Genomic DNA, 20,836 nt, shown 5'->3' with positions numbered 1-20,836 from the left:
AGGACGGACTGGAACGCGAGGCAACGAACGCGTTGGGGAGGGAAGGCATGCGGCGCTGGCAAGACGGTCAAACGGTCGCGTCCCCGCAAGAGGTTCCCGGCCGGGGCGTGCGCATCCGCGCCGGCTATGCGCCGGGACTGGTCGGCGGCGTGGGCGCGCTGCTCGGCCGGTATTACGCCAAGGCCTGGGGCGCGGGCGCGCCGTATGAGGTGATGGCCGTGCGCGACGTGTGCGCGTTCATCGAGGGCTACGATCCGGACAGGGACCTGATGCTTGCGGCGTATGCCGGCGAGGTCCTGGTCGGGTCCATTGCCGTCATCGGCCGCGCTTCAGGGGCGGACGGGGCGCACTTGCGCTTTTTTCTCGTGGACCCGTCCTGGCAGGGTAACGGCATCGGCAAGGCGCTTTTTACCCGTGCCATGGCCTGGTGGCGGGAACGCGGGGGCGGCCGGATGTCGCTTTGGACCGTGGACGGCCTGCCCGTGTCGCGCCGCATGTACGAGAAAGCCGGGTTCCGCATTGTCGAACGCGTCAGCGATGCCCGCAACACGGTGCTGCGCGAGAACATCAAAATGGTGCTCGACCTGCCCGCCGACGGGCATTGATAGCGCCTTGGCATTTTCCCCGATCCCTTCTTGAGCAGGCCTCGACGCGTACGAAACACTTCCCGGTAAAAAGTTTGGGAAAGGGAGAGCGCGAGAGGGGAGAACCCTTTTCAAAGGGTTTCCCCTCTCGCATTCTCTTCCATCTTTCCTCTCCTCCCCTTCCTTCCCTCAAAGCCAGTATTCCGGGTACCGTCGGCCCGGGGCCAGGTTGTTGGCGACGAGGGCCACGACCAGCATGACCACCGCGCCGGAGAGGGCCGGGATAAGGGCGAAGAGGTAGCCCAGGGAGGCGAGCTTCGGCCCGGCGGTGACGGCGATGAGCGCCGTCGCGCCTCCGGGGGGATGGAGCGTTCCCGTTACGTGCATAAGCGCTATGGCCCCGGCCACGGCCAGGGCGCAGGCCAGCCAGGACGGCCCCGGCACGAGCAGGCGGACCGAGACTCCGAACAGGGCGGACAGGAAATGGCCGCCGAGCAGGTTTCGCGGCTGGGCCAACGGACTTTTGGGCGCGCCGTAGAGCAGCACCGCCGAGGCCCCGAACGAGCCGATCAAAAGGCTCAATCCCGCCGGATCGGCCACATTTCTGTGCAGCCAGGCGACAAGGCCGATGCCGCCCATGGCTCCGATGAAAGACCAGAGAATCTCGGCCGGACAGGCGCAGGACGGGCAGGTCCCGCCGCCGCGCATTTTACGGAAAAAGCCGTCCCTGGTCGTCGGAACGGGCTCCTGCGTGTGCGTCATGTGCTGCTTCCTCCGGGGACAACCTGCTCCGGCGCGGGGAAGCGCGGCATGACTTAAGTCAAGTCGGGGCAACGAAAAAGGGACGCGGTCGCCCACGTCCCTTTCTTTCTGCCGGTTTCCGGCGGCGCTAGATGGCCGCGTCCCCGGATTCGCCGGTGCGGATGCGCACCACGCCCTCGACGGGGTAGACGAAGATTTTGCCGTCGCCGATATTGCCGGTGTTGGCCGTGGTGCGGATGGCGTCCACGGCCTTTTCGGCCAGCTCGTCGGGCACGACGATGTCCAGGCGCACCTTGGCGTTGAACTGCACCTGGTATTCGACGCCGCGGTAGGCTTCGACATGGCCCTTCTGACGGCCGTAGCCGCGCACCTCGGTGACGGTGAGCCCATGGATGCCGATCTTGTCCAGGGCGTCCTTGACCTCGTCAAGCTTGAACGGCTTGATGATGGCTTCGATTTTTTTCATGGCGTACTCCGCGTCTTACCTGTGGGTTTTTTGCAGGACGAATTCCGGATAGGCGGTTACCGCCACTTCGTGCTGGTCCAGACCTTCCAGTTCGTGCTCGGGATCGACCCGAAGTGGGACGATCCGGTCAAGCACTTTGAAAAAGACATACATCACCACGAAGACAAAGACAAAGTTGGTGCAGATGCCGACGATCTGGGCCACGAGCTGGCCGCCGTCGCCGTAGAAAAGTCCCCGCACCGTGCCGTCCACGCCGTTTAAGGCGTCGCCGTAGGTGCCGTCGGCGAAAAGGCCCACCGAGAGGACCCCGAAGGCGCCGTTGACGCCGTGGACCGAGATGGCGCCGACCGGATCGTCGATCTTGAGTTTACGCTCCACGAAAAAGACGCTGATGCACAAAAGCACCCCGGCGATGGCCCCGATGATGACCGCCGAAACGGAGTTGACGAAGGCGCACGGCGCGGTGATGGCGACGAGCCCCGCCAGCAGGCCGTTGGCCACCATGGAGATATCGGGCTTGCCGTAGAAGGTCCACATGTAGACCATGGACGAGAACGCGCCGGCGGCCGAGGCCAGCATGGTGTTGGTGGCGATGACGCCGATGCGCAGGTCCGTGCCGGACAGGGTGGAGCCGGCGTTGAAGCCGAACCAGCCGAAGGCCAGGATGAAGCAGCCGGCGATGGCCATGGGAATGTGGTGGCCGGGCAGGGCGTTGGGCGTGCCGTCCTCACGGTACTTGCCGAGGCGCGGTCCGAGGATGATGCCGCCGGCCAGAGCCGCCACGCCGCCGGTCATGTGCACCACCGACGAGCCGGCGAAGTCGACCACGCCATGGCCCAGGCTGAAGTACTTGCCGAGGCAGGACAGCCAGCCGCCGCCCCAGACCCAGTTGGCGTAGAGCGGATAGACGAACATGGAGATGAAAAAGCCGTAGAAGACGAAGGACTTGAACGTCCAGCGCTCGGCCATGGTGCCTGTCGGGATGGTGGCCGTGGTGTCCATGAAGACCATCTGGAACAGGAAGATCGTAAAGACGATGGCGTCGTAGGACACGCCGGACAGGAAAAAGCCCGTGGTGCCGAAAAGCCCGAAGTCGTGGCCGCCGAGGCTGATGGAAAACTCGTTGGCCAGCACCTGGCCGCCGCCGAGCGAGGCCACGCCGCCGACGCCGCCCATCTGGAGCGCGAAGCCGCAGATCCAGTAGCCGAGCATGCCGATGCCGTAGACCATCATGTTCATGGCCATGGTGTGGCCGGCGTTTTTGGCGCGGGTGAAACCCGTTTCCGCCAGGGCGAAGCCGGCCTGCATGAACATGACCAGAAAGCCGCACACCAGCGTCCAGACGACGTTGATGGAGATGCGGTTATGCCCCACGACGTCGGCCAGTTTGGCGGCCAGGGGCTCGTTTTGGGACAGGGTGGCCATGTCTTCCTTGGTGGGCGCGCCGGCGGTGGCTCCCACAACGTCGGCGGCGGTGCCGACGGAAGCGCCCGTGGGATCGGGCACAGGGGCTTCCTCGGCCCCGGCGACCGCCGGCAGGGCGATGATGGTCATGAAAAGGGCCAGAAGCAGGCAACTCAGCGTCTTTCTCATGTTCTCCTCCGAATCCTTGGGTGTTGGGAATGGTGCGTCTTGCGCCGGGGCTGGCGCGGCCCGGGCCTTTGGGGCCGTGTTTACGAGGAATCGAAGGGGGAGGGCATGTTGGGTCTCCGCTGCGAAAGGTGTTGCGCCGCCGCGACGTGGGCGGTGGGCCGTATTGTATTTTCCCGGTGCATGAGGGCCATGGGAGAAGCCGGCCCGGCATGGCCAGGGGTTTTGGCCTGTTGTGCGACAAATGTGTTGTTGTCGCATGGGGTTTCCGGAAAAAAGCCATGAAACGGGATTGTTATCCCGTAACTCCAGTGCGGTGCTTTTTTGTTGTTTAGCGAAAAGAGACGGTTTTGTGTCGTTTCAACTTTGTCATATTGAACAATATTGTAAAATATTTCTTGTCGTCGCAGGGTTGGCACCGGCTGGCGGGCGTATTGCCAAACTGTAATAGGGGGAATGCGCGGCCAGACAGCCGGGCCGCTCCCTGTCAAAGCCGCGTTGCAGCGCTTTTGACGCCGCGCACCCGGCCCAGGCCGGCCGGTCCGCGCGCTGTCGCGTGTCCCCCCAAACCGCGAGCCTTGCCCCGGGCCGCCGCCCTGGCCTACAAGCAGGACATGACGCCACAGCAGCTTGCCGCCGGTGCCCCGGCCGTTTTTCCCATGGCCTGGAACGGCGTGTCCCTGGACGTGCCCGGCGACTGGCGACCGGCCAGACTCGGGCTCGGCTACCTGTATTTCGAGGGCCCCGACGGCCCGGCCTTCGAGTTCAAATGGCGGCCCCGGGCCGGACGCCAGGGGATGGAGGCGGCGCTTCGGGCCCTGACCCCCAAGGGGGAGGCCTCGGCCGGGGCGACGCTCCCGGAAAGCTGGCTTGCGCCCCTTGCCGATTTCGAACTGATGCCGCTTTCCTGGAGCAAAAACGGCCGGGCCGGGCTGGGGGCGGCGCTTTTTTGCCCGGAGTGCGGCATGGCCGCCGTGTTTCAGGCCTTCGGCGACGGCGAGGGACCGGACGCGGTCATGCGCCGTCTGGTGGCCAAGGTGCTGGCCAGCCTGCGCCATCATGATCCCGGGCCGCCGGTGTTCCGGCTCTTCGGCCTTTCCTTCACCCCGCCGCCGGGATTCGTGCTGTGTTCCCACACCTTCGTGCCGGGCCGCTTTTCCCTGTCTTTCGCCGCCGGGCGGCAGCGCCTGGACGTTTTGCGTCTGGCCCCGGCCGACGTGCTCCTCGAACGGTCCCATCTGGCCGAGGTCGCGGCCCTTGCCTTCGGCTGCGACGACCGGACGCGGCGGGAGGAGGGAAGTCTGGCCGGCTGCCGGGCGGTATGGCTGGCCAGCCGCCAGGGAACCGGCGTCATCGACGCGCTGGCCCGGGGCCTTGGCCGACAGGGGCGGCTTTGCGTCCTGCGCCACGAGGCCGGCGTCAACAAACTGCTCGGCGCGGGGCTCGCCTCGGGCAAACCCGTGGACCGGCAATGGCTGGCCAAGGTGGCGGCGCGCTGTGTCTCTCTTTAAAAAGAAACCCTTGCCGCCGGAGCCCGGTGGCCTGACCCGGCGGCAGGCCATGGAGCTTTCCCCGGTGGCCAGCCGCGATGTGCGCGCCGAAGAGACTCCCTCCGGCGTGGTGCAGCTGTCCCTGCCCGTGGCCGTGCGCCCGGCCCTGGCCGGATTGGCCCGGCGTTTCGGCCTGTGGGACGGCAAGGTGCTGCGCAAGACCGTGGAACTCGACGCCATGGGCTCGACCGTGTGGCGGCTCATCGACGGCAAACGCCCCGCCGGAGAGATCGCCGCCGACCTGGCCAGGCGCTACAACCTCGACGCCCGCGAGGCCGAGATGGCCGTGGCCGAATTTCTGCGCCTGCTCGGCCGGCGCGGCGCTATCGCCGTGGTAGGACGTGAGGGAGAAGAGGAGGAGTAGAGGAGTAGGGGATGCCTTGGCGGCTGGGGGGAACCCTTGTCTTCCGAAAGGGTTCCCCCCAGACCCTCCTCCCAAAGACTTTTAATAACCTGCTTACACACAATCATCAGCTAATTGTCAGCGGTCATTGTTTTGTGTATTTTCTGGGGGTTGGAGGCGCTGGATATGGCAAGAAACATTGTGCAATTCCAGAAGGGTATGAGCGAAGATGCGTTTGAGGCGCAATTCGGCACCGAGGAGAAATGCTGGGCACACCTCGTGCAATGGCGTTGGCCCGAAGGATTCGTTTGTCCAATTTGCGGCAGGGATAAGTACTCGCTGCTTATTGTTGGCAGGCGACGGCTCTTTCAGTGCTCACATTGCCGTACGCAGACTTCGGTGACCGCTGGCACAATCTTCGCTTCCACCAAAGTTCCCCTCAAGAAGTGGTTCCGCGCCATTTATCACCTCACTCAAAGCAAGGGCGGCATCTCCAGTGTCGAATTAGCCCGCAGACTTGGTGTCACGCAAACGACGGCCTGGAAAATGTCTCACAAGCTGATGCAGGTCATGCTCGAACGTGAACACCAGCAACGTCTCACCGGCCGCGTAGAGATGGACGATGCTTACCTTGGCGGTAAACGACGTGGTGGGAAACGTGGACGTGGTGCCCCAGGAAAAATTCCGTTTATTGCGGCAGTTGAAACGACAAAAAGTGGACAACCACACAAGATGAAGCTGTGCCGAGTCAAAGGTTTTCGGCGTAATGAGGTGCAGCGGGCATCTCAGAAAATCTTGCGTTCCGGGACATTGGTGGTGACGGACCGGTTGCCATGTTTTTCCGAGGTCCAGGCTGCGGGCTGTCGGCACGAACCCGTTCAAGACAGTGGCCGCAAGGCTGTGCAGGACTCAGTATTTAAGTGGGTCAACACCATGCTTGGCAATGTGAAGTCAGCATTATTGGGAACATATCGTGCCGTGAGAGGCAAACATGTGTCGCGCTATCTGGCCTCGTTCGGATATCGATTCAATCGCCGTTATGACTTGGCGACAATGCTCACGCGGTTGGCCTGGGTCTCCTTGCGGACGCCGCCCATGCCTTACAGACTGCTCAAACTGGCTGAGGATTGTGCGTAACCAGGTTTAATAATGATGAGATTATATTATAACTATTTATTATTATTATAAAATTTAGGAAGGGGAGAGCGCGAGAGGGGAGAACCCTTTTTAAAGGGTTTCCCCTCTCGCATCTCCTTGCTATTCACCTACCATGAATAGCAGCAGCATCACGATCACGCGGCGGTTGTTCTTGCGCCTTGTGGGCGCGGCGGTGGTGGTGGGGCGCTGGCCGGGCCGGGCGTGGGCTTTTGTGCTGGCGACCTTTCCCGTGCGCACGGTGGAGATCGAGGATTTCGGCTTCGAGCCGGCCACGGGCATGGTCACCCATGCCGGCGGCGCGGCCGTGCTCTATGCCCTGACCGTGGACGGGCTGGTGAAAACGCCCCGGCAGCTTTCCTACGCGGCCGTGCGCGCCCTGCCCCAGGAGTCCCAGACGTCGGATTTTCACTGCGTCGAGGGCTGGGACGTGGACGACCTGCACTGGACCGGCCTGCGCCTGAAGACCCTGGCCGATCTGGTCGAACCGAACCCCGAAGCCCGCTATGTGATCTTCCATTCCCTGGGCCGCACCCGCTCGCACCCGGGCGGCCTCGACCATTATGTCGAATGCCTGCCCCTGGCCGATCTGCTTGATCCGCGCCTGGAATACCTGCTTGCCCTGTCCCTGGCCGGCGGCCCTTTGCCCTTGGAGCATGGGGCCCCCATGCGGCTGGTGTGTCCGTACGATTTAGCCTACAAGGGCGCGAAATTTATTACGCGCCTGGAATTCGCCGCCGATCCCGTGGACGGCTGGTGGACGCGGGCCAACGGCATTTACGACAGGATCGCGCCGGTGGAACCGGAGCGTCTGCGCCGGCCGGACCCGCGCCGGTCCCGGTCGTAAGCGCCGTTAAAAGGGGAAATCGGTATGGGACACGAGGCGGGGCTGGTGGTTGTCTGGACCTCCCGCGACCGGGAGGCGGCGCTCAAAATGGCGCTGCCCCATGCGAGGAAAGCACGGGAAAACGGTCTTTGGCAACGGGTGATCCTGATCGTCTGGGGGCCGTCGGCCAAAATGCTGGCCTGCGACCTTGATTTGCGGGAGGCCGTGGCCGCCTGCCGTCGGGCCGGGGTGGAAACCTTCGCCTGCCGGGAAAGCGTCGCGGATTACGGCCTGGCCGAGCAGTTCCGCCGCTACGGCCTGACCCTCATCGACGCGGACGACTTCCTGGCCGGCTACATGAAGGAAGGCTGGCAGGTACTGACGGTGTAGGGAATGGAAGAGACCGGGGGGAAACTTTTCTGAAGAAAAGTTTCCCCCCGGACCCCCTTTCCAAAGACGTATAATAGTAAATGGCTCGTTGTCGGTAACGCGCCAGCAAGGCTAAAAAGTTTAGGAAGGGGAGAACGCGAGAGGGGAAACCCTTTAAAAAGGGTTTCCCCTCTCGCATCGTCTTGCCCGCATGGCCTACGCCATGCGTAACCCGTGCTCCCTCTTGACGTTTCCCTCTCGATGGACGACCTCCTGGAAAGACCGCCCGGCATCGTCGCCTGTCGACGGTCCTGGTGGTCAGGCGTCTTTGCGGGGTCTCCGGGGCGTGCCTTTTGGCGGGCGATCCCGGGGGCGGCTTTCGGCGGCCGGACGCAAAACCGCGCCGCCATCATGGCCAACACGGGAGAGCGCCCATGAGCGAGTATCCATACGAAGCGCAATTGATGCTGCGTCTTGTCATTGCGGTCTGTTGTGGCTCGATCCTGGGGTACGAGCGGGAACGCCACGGCATAAGCGCCGGCCTGCGCACCAATCTGCTGGTGTGCCTCGGCTCCGCCCTCATGATGGTTATCTCGAAGTATTTCTATTACTTGAATGATGAAGACCCGGGGATGATCCCCCTTGGCCTCGATCCCTCGCGCATCGGCGCGCAGATCGTCTCCGGCGTGGGCTTTCTGGGGGCGGGCGTGATCCTCAAGGACCGGGGCGCGATTCGCGGCCTGACCACGGCCGCGACCCTGTGGTTCAACGCCGGCGTCGGCATGGCGCTTGGAGCGGGCATGGTGCTCATCCCGGTTTCCTGCACCCTTCTCGGCGTGGTTTCCCTGACCATCCTCAAGCACCTCCAGAGCCTGATCCGGCGCGAGGTCGTCCGGGTGATCAGCGTCACCTGCCAGGAGACCCGGGAGACCCTCGACAATCTGCTGCATTTTTTTCGCGCCCGCGACCTCGAGGTGGAGAACCTGAGCCTGACCAAGGTCACGGATGGCCTTTCCACCTACTGCTTCACCCTGCGTTGCGACTGGTCCTGCCTGGAGGCCGTCGGCTGCATTCGGGATCTGGCCGGCATCGACTACGTGCAGAAGGTCAAGATGCGCTAGGCCCCGCCCTGGTCAGCAGGCCGGGATCACGGCCGCGAGCAACCGCGTCAGGGTCGCCTCGGCCTTTTGGGCTGTGGCGATGACCGCTTCCAGGGTCGTCTCGGTCATGCAGTCCGGCAGGTTGACGTTGGTCAGGCACGAGATGGCCAGCACTTCCATGCCGGCGTGCCGGGCGGCGATGACTTCGGTCACGGTGGACATGCCCACGGCGTCGGCCCCGAGGAGCTTGAGCATCCGGGTCTCGGCCGGCGTCTCCAGGCTTGGGCCGAGCACCCCGGCATAGACCCCGCGTTCCAGCCGGATGCCGAGCGAGAGCGCCGTCTTGTCGGCGATTTCCCCGAGGCGCGGCGAGTAGGCCTTGCTCATGTCCGGAAAACGCGGTCCCGCCGCCTCGTCGTTGGGGCCGACCAGCGGGTTTTTCCCGGTCAGGTTGATGTGGTCTGTTAGGCGCATGAGCCCGCCGGCCTGAAAATGCGGATCAAGGGCCCCGGCGGCGTTGGTGAGCAGGAGCGTCTTGACGCCGAGTCCGGCGAGCAGGCGCACGCCGGCGGCCACCTCGGCCGGGGCGTAGCCCTCGTAGAGGTGGAGCCGGCCCGAGAGCAAAGCCACCGGCCGGCCGCCGACCGTGCCGTAAGCCAGCTTTCCCGCGTGGCTCGGGGCCGTGGAAAAGGGAAAGCCGGGGATATCGGCCGTGGCCATCTCCCGCCTGTCCGCAACCGCCGCGGCAATGCCGCCAAGGCCGGTGCCGGCAACGAGTCCGACCGCACCTGCCGGGCAGGGGCCGAGGGTGGACAGGACCGCGTTCGTACCCTTTGCATGTTCATCATAAACCATATATCTTGCTCCCGTTCCCAGACCCACTAGCATGGGGACGGTCGGTCGGAAAGGGGGAGGCCTTTTCCGTCGGCATCGCTTTCCAACGCAAGCGCACAGCGGACGGGGCCATGGATCTCGGAACCTTTCTCGGCCTTGCCTCGGGCATCGCCCTGGTGCTTGGGGCCATCTTCATGGGCGGCACGTTGACGGAATTCGTCAATGGGCCGAGCATCATGATTGTCGTCGGCGGCACGTTGGCTTCCATCTGTGTGGCCTACCCCATGGGCGAAGTCCGGCAGGCCTTCGCGGCCATGATGCAGATTTTTTCCTCGCGCAAGGTCCGCGATGCGGAAGTCGTCAACATGATGGTGCGCATCGCCGAGATCAGCCGTCGCGAAGGGCTCATCGCCCTGGAAAACATCCACACCGAAAACGCCATCCTCAAAAAAGCCTGTCAGCTGATCGCCGACAACGCCGACCCGGCGCTGATCCGCGACACCGTGCGCATAGAAATCGGCTCCATGAAGCGTCGCCACGCCGTGGGCGAGGCCGTGTTCAAGTCCCTGGCCGGCTACGCGCCGTCCTTCGGCATGATCGGCACGCTCATCGGCCTGGTCCAGATGCTCACCCGGTTAAACGACCCCAAAACCCTGGGGCCGGCCATGGCCGTGGCGATCATCACCACGTTTTACGGCTCCATGATGTCCACGCTGTTTTTCCTGCCCGTGGCCGGCAAGCTGCGCGCCCGCACCTTGAACGAAACCCTCCAGCTGGAGATCATTTTCGAGGGCGCCAAGTGCATTCTCGAAAACAACAACCCCAGGCTCGTCTACGAGAAGCTGTCCTCGTTTATTGCCCCACGGGAGCGCCGTTATGAGCGACGATGAGCAAACCGGCCTTGATGACGACGACGAGGAGATCGAGACTTCCAGCCAATGGCTGACCACCCTCTCCGACCTGTCCATGCTCCTCATGACCTTTTTCATCATGCTTTTTTCCATGTCGAGCCTGGACGTCAAGAAGTTCACGGATTCGTTTTCCTCGGTGCGAAACGCGCTCGGCAACAAGAGCAAGGCCGTCGCCTCGGCTCCCATCGCCACGCCCGATATGTCCACCCTGGTCGAGCAGGCCCGCATCCGCCAGCGCATCATCGGCGAACAGCGCCGCGTCTACGACCAGTTCCGCTCCTACGTTTCGACCAAGGGCCTCGACGGCGTGGTGGCCGCCACCCTCGAAGCGGGCAAGATCACCATCGCCTTTCCCGCCGGCGTGCTTTTCCCCAAGGATGGCGTGGACCTGACCGAACAGGGCAAGGAAAGGCTGCGCACGCTGTACGGCTTTCTCATCAAGACCGCGGGGGAGCGCGTCAATATCCGGGGATTCACCGACAACCAACCGCCCGGGGCGGGGAGCCGTTTCCGCGACAATTGGGAGGTTTCCTCATTGCGGGCCGTTGCCGTCCTGCGCTATATGGTCTCCTTGGGCATGCCCCCCAACCGATTGACAGCCACCGGATTAGCTGATTTAGAACCCCTCTATCCGAACGACACCCCGGAGCATCGGGCGCGCAACCAGCGCGTGGAGTTCGTTTTGGAACGCTGGATCGGCGAGTAGGAGCCCGGCATGGACTTTACGTTCAAGCTGGAAGGCGAGGTCGGCAAGCGCGCCGCTTACAGGGAGCGCGTGCGCGGCCTGTTCGCCCGCTTCGAGGGCGACGAGACCGCCTATGCGGTCCACGATGTCAGCGCCGCGGGTCTGGCCGTGGTCGATGCCGCGGGAGGCTTGGCGCTTGGGCGCAAGGGCCTTTTGAGTCTGGCCATCGGCCCCAAGGCGCTTATTGCCGGACTGCCGGTCACGGTGGCCCGGACCGGGGCGAAGGGATTGGCCGGATTGGCCTTCGGGGAGCTTTCGTTGCGCCAGGAAGCCTGGCTCGACAAGCTGGTGCTGGAGATTCAAAAGCGGCGCATCGACCTGCGCAAGGCGCGGGAGATGGCCGATAAACTTGAGGATAAAAAGACGGATCGTGCCGACGAATAAACATAAGGTCCTGGTTGCCAACCGGGGCGAGATCGCCATGCGCATCATCCAGGCTTGCGTTTCGCTCGGCCTGGATTTTGTTTGCGTCCATACCAAGGCCGACGCGGCTTCGGGCCATCTGGCCCTGGCCCGGTCCCTGGGCGGCCCCGAGGCCGCCTACCGCATAAGCTCCTACCACGACGCCAACGAGCTTCTGGCCGTGGCCGACCATGCCGGAGCCACCGCCATCCACCCGGGCTACGGCTTTTTCGCCGAGGATTTCCGCTTCGCCCGCCGCGTGTCCGAGCGCTCGCGCCCGCTGGTCTTTATCGGACCCTCCTGGCGCATCATCCGGTCGCTCGGCGACAAGATCAACACCAAGCGCCTGGCCAGAAGCCTGTCCATCCCGACGGTTCCCGGCTCGGACCGCCCGGTCTACGACGAGATGGAGGCCGAGGAGATCGCCGAGACCCTGTTTGCCTTCCAGGCCGAGCAGGGCATCGTCAACTCCGTGGTCCTGGTCAAGGCCTCGGCCGGCGGCGGCGGCATGGGCATCGAGGAAATCTACGACATCGATCAGTTCAAGACCGTCTACCGGCGCGTGCGCAACTATGCCAAGCGCCAGTTCCACGACGAGGGCGTGCTGATCGAGCAGCGCATTTTCGACTTCAACCACCTCGAGGTGCAGATCGTCGGCGACCGCACGGGCAAGGGCATCGTGCACTTCGGCACGCGCAACTGCACCATCCAGTCCACGGGCCGGCAAAAGCGCTTGGAGGTGGCTCCCGGGTTCCGCCCGGGAGAGGTGGACTACGCTTTCGACGCGGCCAGGGTCTTGGGCGACATCGTGGGCTACTCCCTGGCCATGGCCCGCGAGGTGGGCTACGACAACGTCGGCACCTGGGAGTGGATCGTCTCGCCCACGGGCCAGCCGTTCCTCATGGAGGTCAACACCCGCATCCAGGTGGAAAACGGCGTGTCCGCGGCCATCTCGCGCATCCGGGGCAACGGGGACGTCAACCTCATTGCCGAGCAGATACGCCTTGGCCTGGGCGAGCCTCTGGGCTATGACCAGTCCGACGTGACCTTTGATGGCGTCGGCATCGAATACCGCATCATCGCCGAGGATCCGGCCAACCGCTTCACGCCCTGGGTCGGCCGCATCGACCAGTTTCTGGCCCCGAGCCTGCCCTGGGCGAAGCTTTACACCCACATCCCCATGGACGCCCCCTACGAGATCCCCACGGACTACGACCCCAACCTGGCCCTGGCCATCGTCTGGGGCAAGGATCTGGCCGAGGCCAAAAAACGCGGGGTGGCCTATCTCGACGAGCTGACCCTGTCCGGCGAGGACGACTCCAAAACGGAGCTAAAGTCCAACGTCCGGTTTCTGCGGGACAAGACCGCCACCATCCTGCAATTCTAGCAGCCCGTTCACAAAAACATGCATGTTTTTCGTGAACTTAAACTATAAACTCGGTTCGTTGCGTTACGACAAGACTTTCGGGAAATTGCCGGACGCGGCACGAGCCCCCCGGCCCGCGCGCCGGACCGCCAGCCGCCCATGCCGGAGGTCGGACGCACGCCGGGACGCCTGGGAATACGCCATATGGAAATCGAAAAGCGCGTCGTCGAACTGGCCGATCGCTTAAGCTACATAAAGGACATTTTCGGCGGGCGCGATAACGCCAATATCGCGCTCATGCAGTCCCGCCTCGACGAACTGGCCGCCAGGGACAAGTCCGCCCCGGGCGAAAAAGCCCAGATGCTGCGCCAGATCGAAGACCTGTTCGCCTTTCTGGAGAAAAAGCTCGACGAAGAGCTTGTCCCCATGGACATGGTGCGCATCGTGCGCCATCCCGCCCGGGTGAGCCTCAAGGACATCCTGGAAAACGTCTACGACAACTACACCGAGATCGGCGGCCAGGACGAGTACTCCATCGACCCGAGCATGCTCATCGCTCGGGCCTACATCACCCGGCGCAAGGGCGACAAGGTCATAAACCAGCCCGTCATGGTCATCGGCCAGGAAAAGGGCCACGGCCAGGAATTTCGCAACGGCGGTTCGGTCAAGCCCTGGGGCAACGCCAAGGCCCTGCAATACATGAAGGTGGCCGAGACCGAGCGCATCCCCATCCACACCTACGTCTTCACCCCCGGGGCCTTTCCGGTGGAGGACTTTCCCGGCGCGGCCCAGCAGATCGCCCGCAACCTCTACGAGATGGCCGGACTGCGGGTGCCCGTGGTGTCGGTCATTTCCGAGGGCGGCTCGGGCGGGGCCGAGGCCATCGGCCTGTCCGACGTGCGCATGATGCTCTCGCGCGGCTACTACTCCGTCATTTCCCCGGAGGGCGCGGCCGCCATCGAGGCCGGCATCCGGCAGGGCCAGCGGGTCAGCCCGGACCTGATCGCCCAGTGCGCCACGAGGCTCAACATCACCGCCGCCGACAACCTGCGCATGGGCTACGTCGACAAGGTCATCGAGGAGCCGCCCCTTGGCGCGCGGCCCCATCACTACGACTTCTTCAAGGACCTGCGCCAGGAGGTCATCCAGGCCACGGACCAGGTCTTTCTCGGCATCGCCGGCTTCAAGCTCTACCGGGCCCTGGTCGCCTCCAAACGTAAGGCCGACGACGCCGAGGGCATGTTCGTGCGCTGGACCCTCGACGACGCCGCCGCCGACCGGCTGGTCTGGAAGCGCTACTGCAAGTACCGCCGCATGGCCGAGACGGCCTACCGCGACAGCCGTCCCTCCGGCGCGCGCATCGCCTCCCGGGCCCAGAGCGTCTTGTGGTCGGGCTATTCTTTTCTGCGCTACGACTTCGTCGGCAAGTATCTGAAGAATTTTAAAAAGACCGTCGGCGACCTGGAGGCCGAGGCCCGGCTCGTGGCCAGCCGGCTGACCGCGCCCCTGCGCAAGGGCCGCGACAAGAACGCCCCCGTCACCTGCGATCCGGAAAAAAGCCGCATGCTGGTGGAGCTGTCCCAGCCCGAGCAGGGCGCCTGCCTGGAGGACTTCGGCTGGCGTTACGTCAGCCCCAAGGCCGCCGAGGACAAGGCCGTCACCTGCCCCGAGGCCAAGACCTACGGCTGCCCGGACCTCTGGGCCCCGGACCTCTACGGCGACTTCGCCGGCGTGTGCGTCCACTGCGGCCACCACTTTCCCATGGAATACCAGTGGGTGCTCGGCAACGTCTTCGACCCGGAATCCGTGGTGGAGTTCGACGCCGACATCGAGGCCGGCAATCCGCTGGACTACCCGGGCTTCGAGGACAAGATCGAGGCCGCCAAGAAAAAGACCGGCCGCAAGTCCGCCTGCGTGTCCATCGACGCCAAGATCGACGGCGTCAAACTCGTGTGCGCCGTGCTCTATTCGGCCTTTCGCGGCGGCTCGGTCGGCGCGGCCGAGGGCGAGAAGTTCATCCGGGCCCTGGCCCGGGCCAGACGGCGGCACTATCCGTTTCTGGCCTACGTCCACGGCACGGCCGGCATCCGCATCCAGGAGAGCTTAAACGGCCTGATCCAGATGCCCCGCGTCACCATGGCTGTGCGGCGCTACATCGAAAGCGGCGGCCTCTACGTGGTGCTCTACGACACCAATTCCTACGCCGGCCCGGTGGCGAGCTTCCTCGGCTGCTCGCCCTACCAGTTCTCCGTGCGCTCGGCCAACATCGGCTTCGCCGGCCCGGGCGTCATCAAGGAAACCACCGGCATCGACATCCCGCCCGATTACCACCGGGCGCATAACGCCCTGGCCCGGGGCCATATCCAGGGCATCTGGGACCGCCGCGAGATTCGCAAGAATCTCAAGCAGGTGCTCCTCACCATCGGCGGCCGGAATTTGTATTATCGGTAGGGAAGAGGGGGGGATGATGACGCCTCCGGCGGCCGGGGGGAAACTTTTTGAAAAAAGTTTCCCCCCGGACCCCCCTTCAACAACTTTTAAAGGGGATATGGGGTCTGGCCCGGTCATTTTTGCAAAGAAGACCGGGGGAAGGCCGCCCCGAAGATGAGGCGTGTTGGCCAGGGCCGGCGGGGCTGTTCGGGGACGCGAAGGCGTATTCTTCGAATATGCGCCGCGCGCGGCCGCGAACAGCCCCGCCGGCCGACGACAAGGTCTCTTGGACCTCCTTGCCGGGAGGCGAATCCCGGCCCCTTCGATCAGGGGCGTTGTTGCCAGGGCGCCGGGGCCAATGTAACACCGTTCGAAATTCCAAGGTCGCGCCGGAAGAGGCCGACAGGGGAAGCGCGTGATAGACGTCAAAGCTTTGCTGGAAAAGATAAAGGCCTCGCCCTACGAGGAGATCGTGGTCACCGCGCCGCATACGGGCGTGGTCCGTTTCGCCGACATCGAGGCCGGGGCCCGGGTGGTGCCCGCCTCGGGAACCTATGGGGAAAAGCCGGGCACGCTTTTGGCCAAGCTGACCCGGGAGCACAACGACAAGCCCATTTACGCCGAGGCCAAGGGGGCTGTCGGCCAGATGCGCCGGGAACTCGAAGGCGCCTTCGTCGAGGCCGGGACCGAGCTTGCCGTCATCCGCCACTACCTGTCCAAGGACGAGGTCATCGCCTCCATCCTCCAGCAGGTGCTCTATCTTTTCCGTGCGCCGGAGCGGGCCAAGTATTATTTCATTCCCAGCGTGGACAAGAAGGTCAAGGCCTCGGGGCCGCGTTCGGTAACGGTCAAGGACGGCATGGAGCTTTTCATCGTTTCGCGTATGAAACGGGAAAAGCCGCTGACCTATGAAGGGCCGGAAGGCATCATTTACGCGGTGTATTTTCAGCACGACCGGAACGTGGACCAGGGCGCGCCCCTTGTGGGCGTATGCCCAGAGTCCCAGACAAGCCTCATCCAGGACGTGGTCAACCGGGTTCGCACGGACTGGGAGGAAAGGGAGTAGCCATGGGAAAGTACCTGCAGATCCGCGTTACGGCGACGACCTATGACGAGGCGGCGGCCGAGGCTCGCTACGGCAGGCTGTATGCCCTGGCCTGGCCCGTGGCCGCCACGCCGGCCGCGGAACCTCGGGGCCTTTTGGAACTGACCCAGGCTCTCGACGACAAGGTGCGTCTAGGCGATCTGCCCGGGGCCGATCGTCAGGCGCTTTTGCCCGGTGTGGAAAAGGCCATGGCTCTCAAGGCGTCCCTGGAAGCGGCCCTTGGCGACCGCGATCCCAAGAGCGCGGACAGCCTGAGCTACGCCCTGGAAGACGCCCTGGGCGAGCTGGAAAAGCTCGCTCCCAAACCGTAATCATTTTTCGAAAGACGCGCTTCGGCGCGGGCGCAGGAGGCACGATATGGCCGGCAGCATCAACAAGGTCATTTTAGTCGGCCGGCTCGGGCAGGACCCCAAGCTGACCTATTTGCCCTCGGGCAGTCCGGTGGCCAACTTTTCCGTGGCCACGGACGAATCCTACAAGGACCGCGAAGGCAACAAGGTCGAGCGCACGGAATGGCACCGGGTGGCCGTTTTTGGCCGTTCGGCGGAATTTTGCGGCAACTACCTCGCCAAGGGCCGGCTGGTCTACATCGAAGGGACGCTTCGCACCCGCAGCTGGGACGATCAGCAGGGCCAGAAGCGCTACACCACCGAGGTGGTGGTGACCGGGCCGGGACACACCGTCCAGGGCCTCGATTCGCGCGGCGGCATGGCGGCGGACGCGCCCATGGGCGACGAGGGTTTCGCGCCCCAGCAGGGCGGCCGGCGGTCCTATCAGGGCGGCGGGCAGCAGGGCGGCGGGCAGCAGGGTGGCCAGCAAGGCGGCTACGGCGGCCCGGCCGGCGGCCAGCAGGGCGGCGCACCCCGCCAGCAGCAGCCGCGCCAGCAGGACGAAGACCTCGGCCCGGCCTTCCCCTCCGAAGCCTCGGGCATGGATGACGTGCCGTTTTAAGAAAAGAAAATGCGAGAGGGGAAACCCTTTCAAGAAAGGGTTTCCCCTCTCGCGCTCTCCCCTTCCTAAAGTTTTCAAGGGGCGCCTCGTCGGCGAGCGCTTCCTTTTTCATGCGCCCCGGTCCCGGGGCGTTTTTATCTCAGACCAGGATATCCACGGATGCGGTCGTCGGCTGCGTCTGGGCGGGAGCTTGCGCGGGTTCGCGTGCTGTGGTGCTGCCTTGCACGGCAGCGGACGAGGCGGCGGCCGCGGCAGCCTGTGCGATTTCCTCGGTGGCGGATACGGCAGCGGTTGCGTCCTGCTGACCGGCGTTTCCCTGCGCATCGGCGGCGGGGGCGGCTACGGAGGAATCGGGTGAAGGAGTGTCTTGCTGTCCGCCGTTTTCTTCCGTGTCGGCTGTTGCTGCGGCGTCCTGCCCGGGGGACGCGGCCTGATCGGTCGGCGTCGTGGCCGCATCGGTCGAAGCGTTCGTGTCTGTGGTCCCGGACGTGTCGCCCTGGCTGGCGTCTTTGGGCTGGGTCGCCTCTTCGGCCCGCTGTTCGATGTCGTCCTTGAGGTCGTTTAAAGTGTCGGCCGATTGGTCCATATATTCGTCGTTGGTCACCTGCTTGACGCCGTCTTTCACCTTGTGCTGCATGATGGCGTCGGCGGCATATCTTGAAACGCCGCTGCTGGTAAGGGCGGCATACTGCGCGTCGAGGCTCCCGATCAAGGAACCCATCTTGGCGCTGAAGCTCATGTCCGTTTGAAGACTCGTGATCGTTGCCGTGAGGTATTTCGATCTTTCATAATTCGTTTGGACGAAATTACTGGCCAGGACATTCGATGCGCCCCCGGCCGTTGTTCCCATGGCCCGCTGATACGCGGGGCTGGCGTCGGTCGGGGATGCGCTCGCATCGGCTTGTTGCGTCCCGGTTGTGGCCGTTTTTTGCGATACGGCAAGACGCGCCGTGAAGGACGATGTCGCGCTTGTGATCTCCATGTCCGGCCTCCCGCGTTCGGTATCATATTGCCTATCGGCGGGAGGCGCGAAAAACTCTAGGTCTGATGGTCTTTTCGATGAGACCGCAGCATCCCGTTATTTGCGCAACAGCCGCAGTCCGTTGCCGATGACGAGCAGACTCGTGCCCATGTCGGCGAATACGGCTAACAGCATGGAGCCGTAACCCGCGACCGTAAGCGCCAGCACCAGCCCCTTGAGCCCGAGGGCCAGGGCGATGTTTTGCCGCAGCACGCCGACCGTATCCCGCGACAGCCGGATAAAGGCGGCGAGCTTTCGCGGGTCGTCGTCCATGATGGCCACATCCGCCGTCTCGATGGCCGCGTCGGTGCCGGCCGCGCCCATGGCGAAGCCGATGTCCGCCGCCGCCAGCGCCGGGGCGTCGTTGATGCCGTCGCCGACCATGCCGACCAGCCCCTTGCCCTGTTGCTCCTGGCGAAGCGCCGCGATGGCCTCGGCCTTGTCCTTTGGCATCCGGTCGCCGTAGGCCTCGTCGATGCCCGTTTCCCGGGCGATGGCTTCGGCCGTGTGGGTGTTGTCCCCGGAGAGGAGCACGGTGGAAACCCCGAGGGCGTGCAGTTCGGCCACGGCGTCGCGGCTGTGGGGCCGCACCGCGTCGGCGGCGGCGAAAAGGGCCAGCACCCCGTCCGCGTCGGCCAGGAGCACGGTGGTCTTGCCCGCGCCTTCGAGGGCGGAAAGCCGCGCCTCCAGGGCCGGCGAACACAGGCCCAGCTTTTCGATCAGCCGGTGGTTGCCGAGGTGGAAGACGCGGCCGTCCACGGTCCCGTGCACGCCAAGGCCGGGCAGGGCGGTGAAATCCGCCACGTGGCGCGGCACGATCCCGTCCCCGGCCGCCGCCGTGGCCACGGCCCGGGACACGGGATGGTCCGAACGCGCGGCCAGGCTTGCCGCCACGGCCCGGTTGGCGTCCGCCTCGCCGGCGCGGTTTTCGAAGTCCGTCTGGGCCGGCCGGCCGGTGGTCACGGTGCCGGTCTTGTCGAGGCCCAGGGCGCGCAGGGCGTGGCCCCGCTCCAGGAACAGCCCGCCTTTGACCAGGATGCCGTGTTTGGCGGCGGCGGCCAGCCCGCTGACCACGGAGACCGGCGTGGAGATGACCAGGGCGCAGGGACAGGCGATGACCAGGATGACCAGTCCCTTGTAGATCCAGTCCACGAATGCGCCGCCCCAAAAAAGCGGCGGCAACACGGCCACGGCCACGGCCACGGCGAAGACCGCCGGGGTGTAGACCGCGGCGAACCGATCCACGAAACGCTGGGTGCCGGACTTTTTGCCCGGCGCATCCACCACCGCCCGGGTGATGCGCGAAAGCGTCGAGTCGTCGGCCAGGGCCGTCGTCTCCATCATCAGCTCGCCTTCCTGATTGATGGTGCCGGCGAAAAGGGCCGCGCCCGGTTCCTTCTCCACGGGCAGGCTCTCGCCGGTGATGGGCGACTGGTCGACCGAGGACCGGCCGGCGACCACCTTGCCGTCGAGGGGCACGCGTTCCCCGGGCATGAGCCGCACCGTCGCGCCGACCGGCACGTCCCGGGCGGGAACCGTCGCGAACGTCCCGTCTTCCCGCCGCATGGTCGCCTGCTCCGGGGCCAGGGACAAAAGCGCCGTGACCGCCTGGCTGGCCCGGGCCAACGATGCGGATTCCATCTGTTCGGCAATGGCGAAAAGCACCATGACCATGGCCGCTTCCGGGAACTGGCCGAGCAGGACCGCGCCGGTCGCGGCGATGCTCATGAGCGCGTTGATGTTGAGCTCGCGTTTTTTGAGCGCGGTGAATCCCTTGCGGTAGATGGGCAGGCCGCAGGCCAAAATGGCGGCGAGCGCGCAGACAAGGGGCAGCCAGGGCGTGAAAAGCCCCAGCCATTCGGTCACCTCCGCCGCCACGGCCACGGCCAGGGCCGCGCCCTGGACAGGCCTCACCCATGGTCCGGTCGGCCCGGCGGCCAGGCGCGGCGGCCCCTCGGCCGTGACCGGTACGGCCTCCATGCCGAGCGCCGCGATGGCCGCCACGATGCCGATGGTGTCCGGCAGGTCATGGTGCACCGTCAGCTCCCGGGCCAGCAGGTTGAAGCGCATGCCGGCCACGCCGGGCATGGTCCCGAGCGCCTTGCGGATCATGGCCTCTTCCGTGGGGCAGTCCATGGCCTCGATGCGGAAGGTGTCCTTTTGGGCCGTTTCCGGGATATTGTCGTCGCCTGCGGGCGTGCCTGCGGACGTTTGGCAACCCTCGTGGCCGCAGCAGCAGGGCTTGGCAAACGGATCATGATCGGGGGCATGGGCATGTTCATGGTGTGACATCGAAAATCCTCCTTGCCTTGTCCGCCCCCATGAC

General features: G+C 64.8%; 21 protein-coding genes. 15 read left to right on the top strand and 6 right to left on the bottom strand.

Translation table 11 applies throughout. The features are described 5' to 3' along the window. Positions 1-47: 47 nt before the first annotated feature. The gene (locus K9F62_01475) at positions 48-605 is read left to right on the top strand and encodes a GNAT family N-acetyltransferase (GenBank protein ID UJX41395.1); all 558 of its coding nucleotides are present in this window, start codon (positions 48-50) and stop codon (positions 603-605) included. Positions 606-773: 168 nt separating this feature from the next. On the opposite strand, the gene K9F62_01470 is transcribed toward K9F62_01475, so the two are convergent. The 3 genes from K9F62_01470 to K9F62_01460 all read right to left on the bottom strand — a co-directional run bounded on the left by K9F62_01470 (position 774) and on the right by K9F62_01460 (position 3,405). Then, entirely contained in the window at positions 774-1,292 is a 519-nt protein-coding gene (locus K9F62_01470) for an HPP family protein (protein ID UJX43099.1), read from the bottom strand. Positions 1,293-1,473: 181 nt separating this feature from the next. Then, a complete protein-coding gene (locus K9F62_01465) occupies positions 1,474-1,812 on the bottom strand; it encodes a P-II family nitrogen regulator (GenBank protein ID UJX41394.1) in 339 nt (112 codons plus the stop codon). A gap of 15 nt (positions 1,813-1,827) precedes the next feature. Then, positions 1,828-3,405: an ammonium transporter gene (locus K9F62_01460; GenBank protein UJX41393.1), complete on the bottom strand. Its 1,578-nt coding sequence runs from the start codon at positions 3,403-3,405 to the stop codon at positions 1,828-1,830. A 611-nt stretch (positions 3,406-4,016) separates the two neighbouring features. Between K9F62_01460 and K9F62_01455 the strand changes: the two genes are divergently transcribed. From K9F62_01455 to K9F62_01430, 6 genes are all read left to right on the top strand, one after another. Further along, entirely contained in the window at positions 4,017-4,913 is an 897-nt protein-coding gene (locus K9F62_01455) for a hypothetical protein (GenBank protein UJX43098.1), read from the top strand. Positions 4,914-4,962: 49 nt separating this feature from the next. After that, complete coding sequence (locus tag K9F62_01450) at positions 4,963-5,316, top strand: PqqD family protein (GenBank protein UJX43097.1); 354 nt, start codon at positions 4,963-4,965, stop codon at positions 5,314-5,316. Positions 5,317-5,481: 165 nt separating this feature from the next. Beyond that, entirely contained in the window at positions 5,482-6,432 is a 951-nt protein-coding gene (locus K9F62_01445; protein UJX41392.1) for an IS1595 family transposase, read from the top strand. 133 nt (positions 6,433-6,565) lie between these two features. Then, positions 6,566-7,297, top strand: a complete 732-nt coding sequence (locus K9F62_01440; protein UJX41391.1) for a molybdopterin-dependent oxidoreductase — start codon at positions 6,566-6,568, stop codon at positions 7,295-7,297. 24 nt (positions 7,298-7,321) lie between these two features. Further along, positions 7,322-7,666: a DsrE family protein gene (locus K9F62_01435; protein UJX41390.1), complete on the top strand. Its 345-nt coding sequence runs from the start codon at positions 7,322-7,324 to the stop codon at positions 7,664-7,666. Positions 7,667-8,079: 413 nt separating this feature from the next. Further along, entirely contained in the window at positions 8,080-8,766 is a 687-nt protein-coding gene (locus K9F62_01430; protein ID UJX41389.1) for an MgtC/SapB family protein, read from the top strand. Positions 8,767-8,778: 12 nt separating this feature from the next. Here K9F62_01430 and K9F62_01425 read toward each other — a convergent pair whose 3' ends face one another. Then, positions 8,779-9,600, bottom strand: coding sequence for a purine-nucleoside phosphorylase (locus K9F62_01425; protein UJX41388.1), 822 nt, complete (start codon positions 9,598-9,600; stop codon positions 8,779-8,781). Between the two features lie 110 nt (positions 9,601-9,710). On the opposite strand from K9F62_01425, the gene K9F62_01420 reads away from it, so the two are divergent. From K9F62_01420 to K9F62_01385, 8 genes are all read left to right on the top strand, one after another. Next, positions 9,711-10,469: a MotA/TolQ/ExbB proton channel family protein gene (locus K9F62_01420; GenBank protein UJX41387.1), complete on the top strand. Its 759-nt coding sequence runs from the start codon at positions 9,711-9,713 to the stop codon at positions 10,467-10,469. Further along, positions 10,456-11,196 carry a flagellar motor protein MotB gene (locus K9F62_01415; protein UJX41386.1) on the top strand — a complete coding sequence of 247 codons (741 nt, stop codon included), beginning with the start codon at positions 10,456-10,458 and terminating at the stop codon, positions 11,194-11,196. Before K9F62_01420 ends, K9F62_01415 begins: the two co-directional genes overlap by 14 nt. Before the next feature lie 9 nt (positions 11,197-11,205). Then, positions 11,206-11,619, top strand: a complete 414-nt coding sequence (locus K9F62_01410) for a PilZ domain-containing protein (protein ID UJX41385.1) — start codon at positions 11,206-11,208, stop codon at positions 11,617-11,619. Beyond that, positions 11,606-13,024, top strand: coding sequence for an acetyl-CoA carboxylase biotin carboxylase subunit (locus K9F62_01405; GenBank protein UJX41384.1), 1,419 nt, complete (start codon positions 11,606-11,608; stop codon positions 13,022-13,024). The genes K9F62_01410 and K9F62_01405 overlap by 14 nt, the downstream gene beginning before the upstream one ends. A gap of 183 nt (positions 13,025-13,207) precedes the next feature. Further along, entirely contained in the window at positions 13,208-15,454 is a 2,247-nt protein-coding gene (locus K9F62_01400) for an acetyl-CoA carboxylase carboxyl transferase subunit alpha/beta (GenBank protein UJX41383.1), read from the top strand. Positions 15,455-15,848: 394 nt separating this feature from the next. After that, positions 15,849-16,499: a biotin attachment protein gene (locus tag K9F62_01395; GenBank protein ID UJX41382.1), complete on the top strand. Its 651-nt coding sequence runs from the start codon at positions 15,849-15,851 to the stop codon at positions 16,497-16,499. A 2-nt stretch (positions 16,500-16,501) separates the two neighbouring features. Beyond that, positions 16,502-16,849 carry a hypothetical protein gene (locus K9F62_01390; GenBank protein ID UJX41381.1) on the top strand — a complete coding sequence of 116 codons (348 nt, stop codon included), beginning with the start codon at positions 16,502-16,504 and terminating at the stop codon, positions 16,847-16,849. Between the two features lie 46 nt (positions 16,850-16,895). Further along, positions 16,896-17,489, top strand: a complete 594-nt coding sequence (locus K9F62_01385; GenBank protein ID UJX41380.1) for a single-stranded DNA-binding protein — start codon at positions 16,896-16,898, stop codon at positions 17,487-17,489. Between the two features lie 139 nt (positions 17,490-17,628). Here the strand turns inward: K9F62_01385 and K9F62_01380 are convergent, their stop codons facing one another. Together K9F62_01380 and cadA are read right to left on the bottom strand one after the other, a co-directional pair. Continuing rightward, a complete protein-coding gene (locus K9F62_01380) occupies positions 17,629-18,471 on the bottom strand; it encodes a hypothetical protein (protein ID UJX41379.1) in 843 nt (280 codons plus the stop codon). Between the two features lie 96 nt (positions 18,472-18,567). Beyond that, the gene (gene cadA, locus K9F62_01375; protein UJX41378.1) at positions 18,568-20,802 is read right to left on the bottom strand and encodes a cadmium-translocating P-type ATPase; all 2,235 of its coding nucleotides are present in this window, start codon (positions 20,800-20,802) and stop codon (positions 18,568-18,570) included. Positions 20,803-20,836: the final 34 nt, after the last annotated feature.

It is taken from the genome of Desulfovibrio sp. JY, assembly GCA_021730285.1.
In the GTDB taxonomy this organism is placed as follows: domain Bacteria; phylum Desulfobacterota; class Desulfovibrionia; order Desulfovibrionales; family Desulfovibrionaceae; genus Solidesulfovibrio.
Note: the sequence above shows the minus strand (reverse complement) of the source record. Positions and strands in the feature narration are given on the sequence as shown.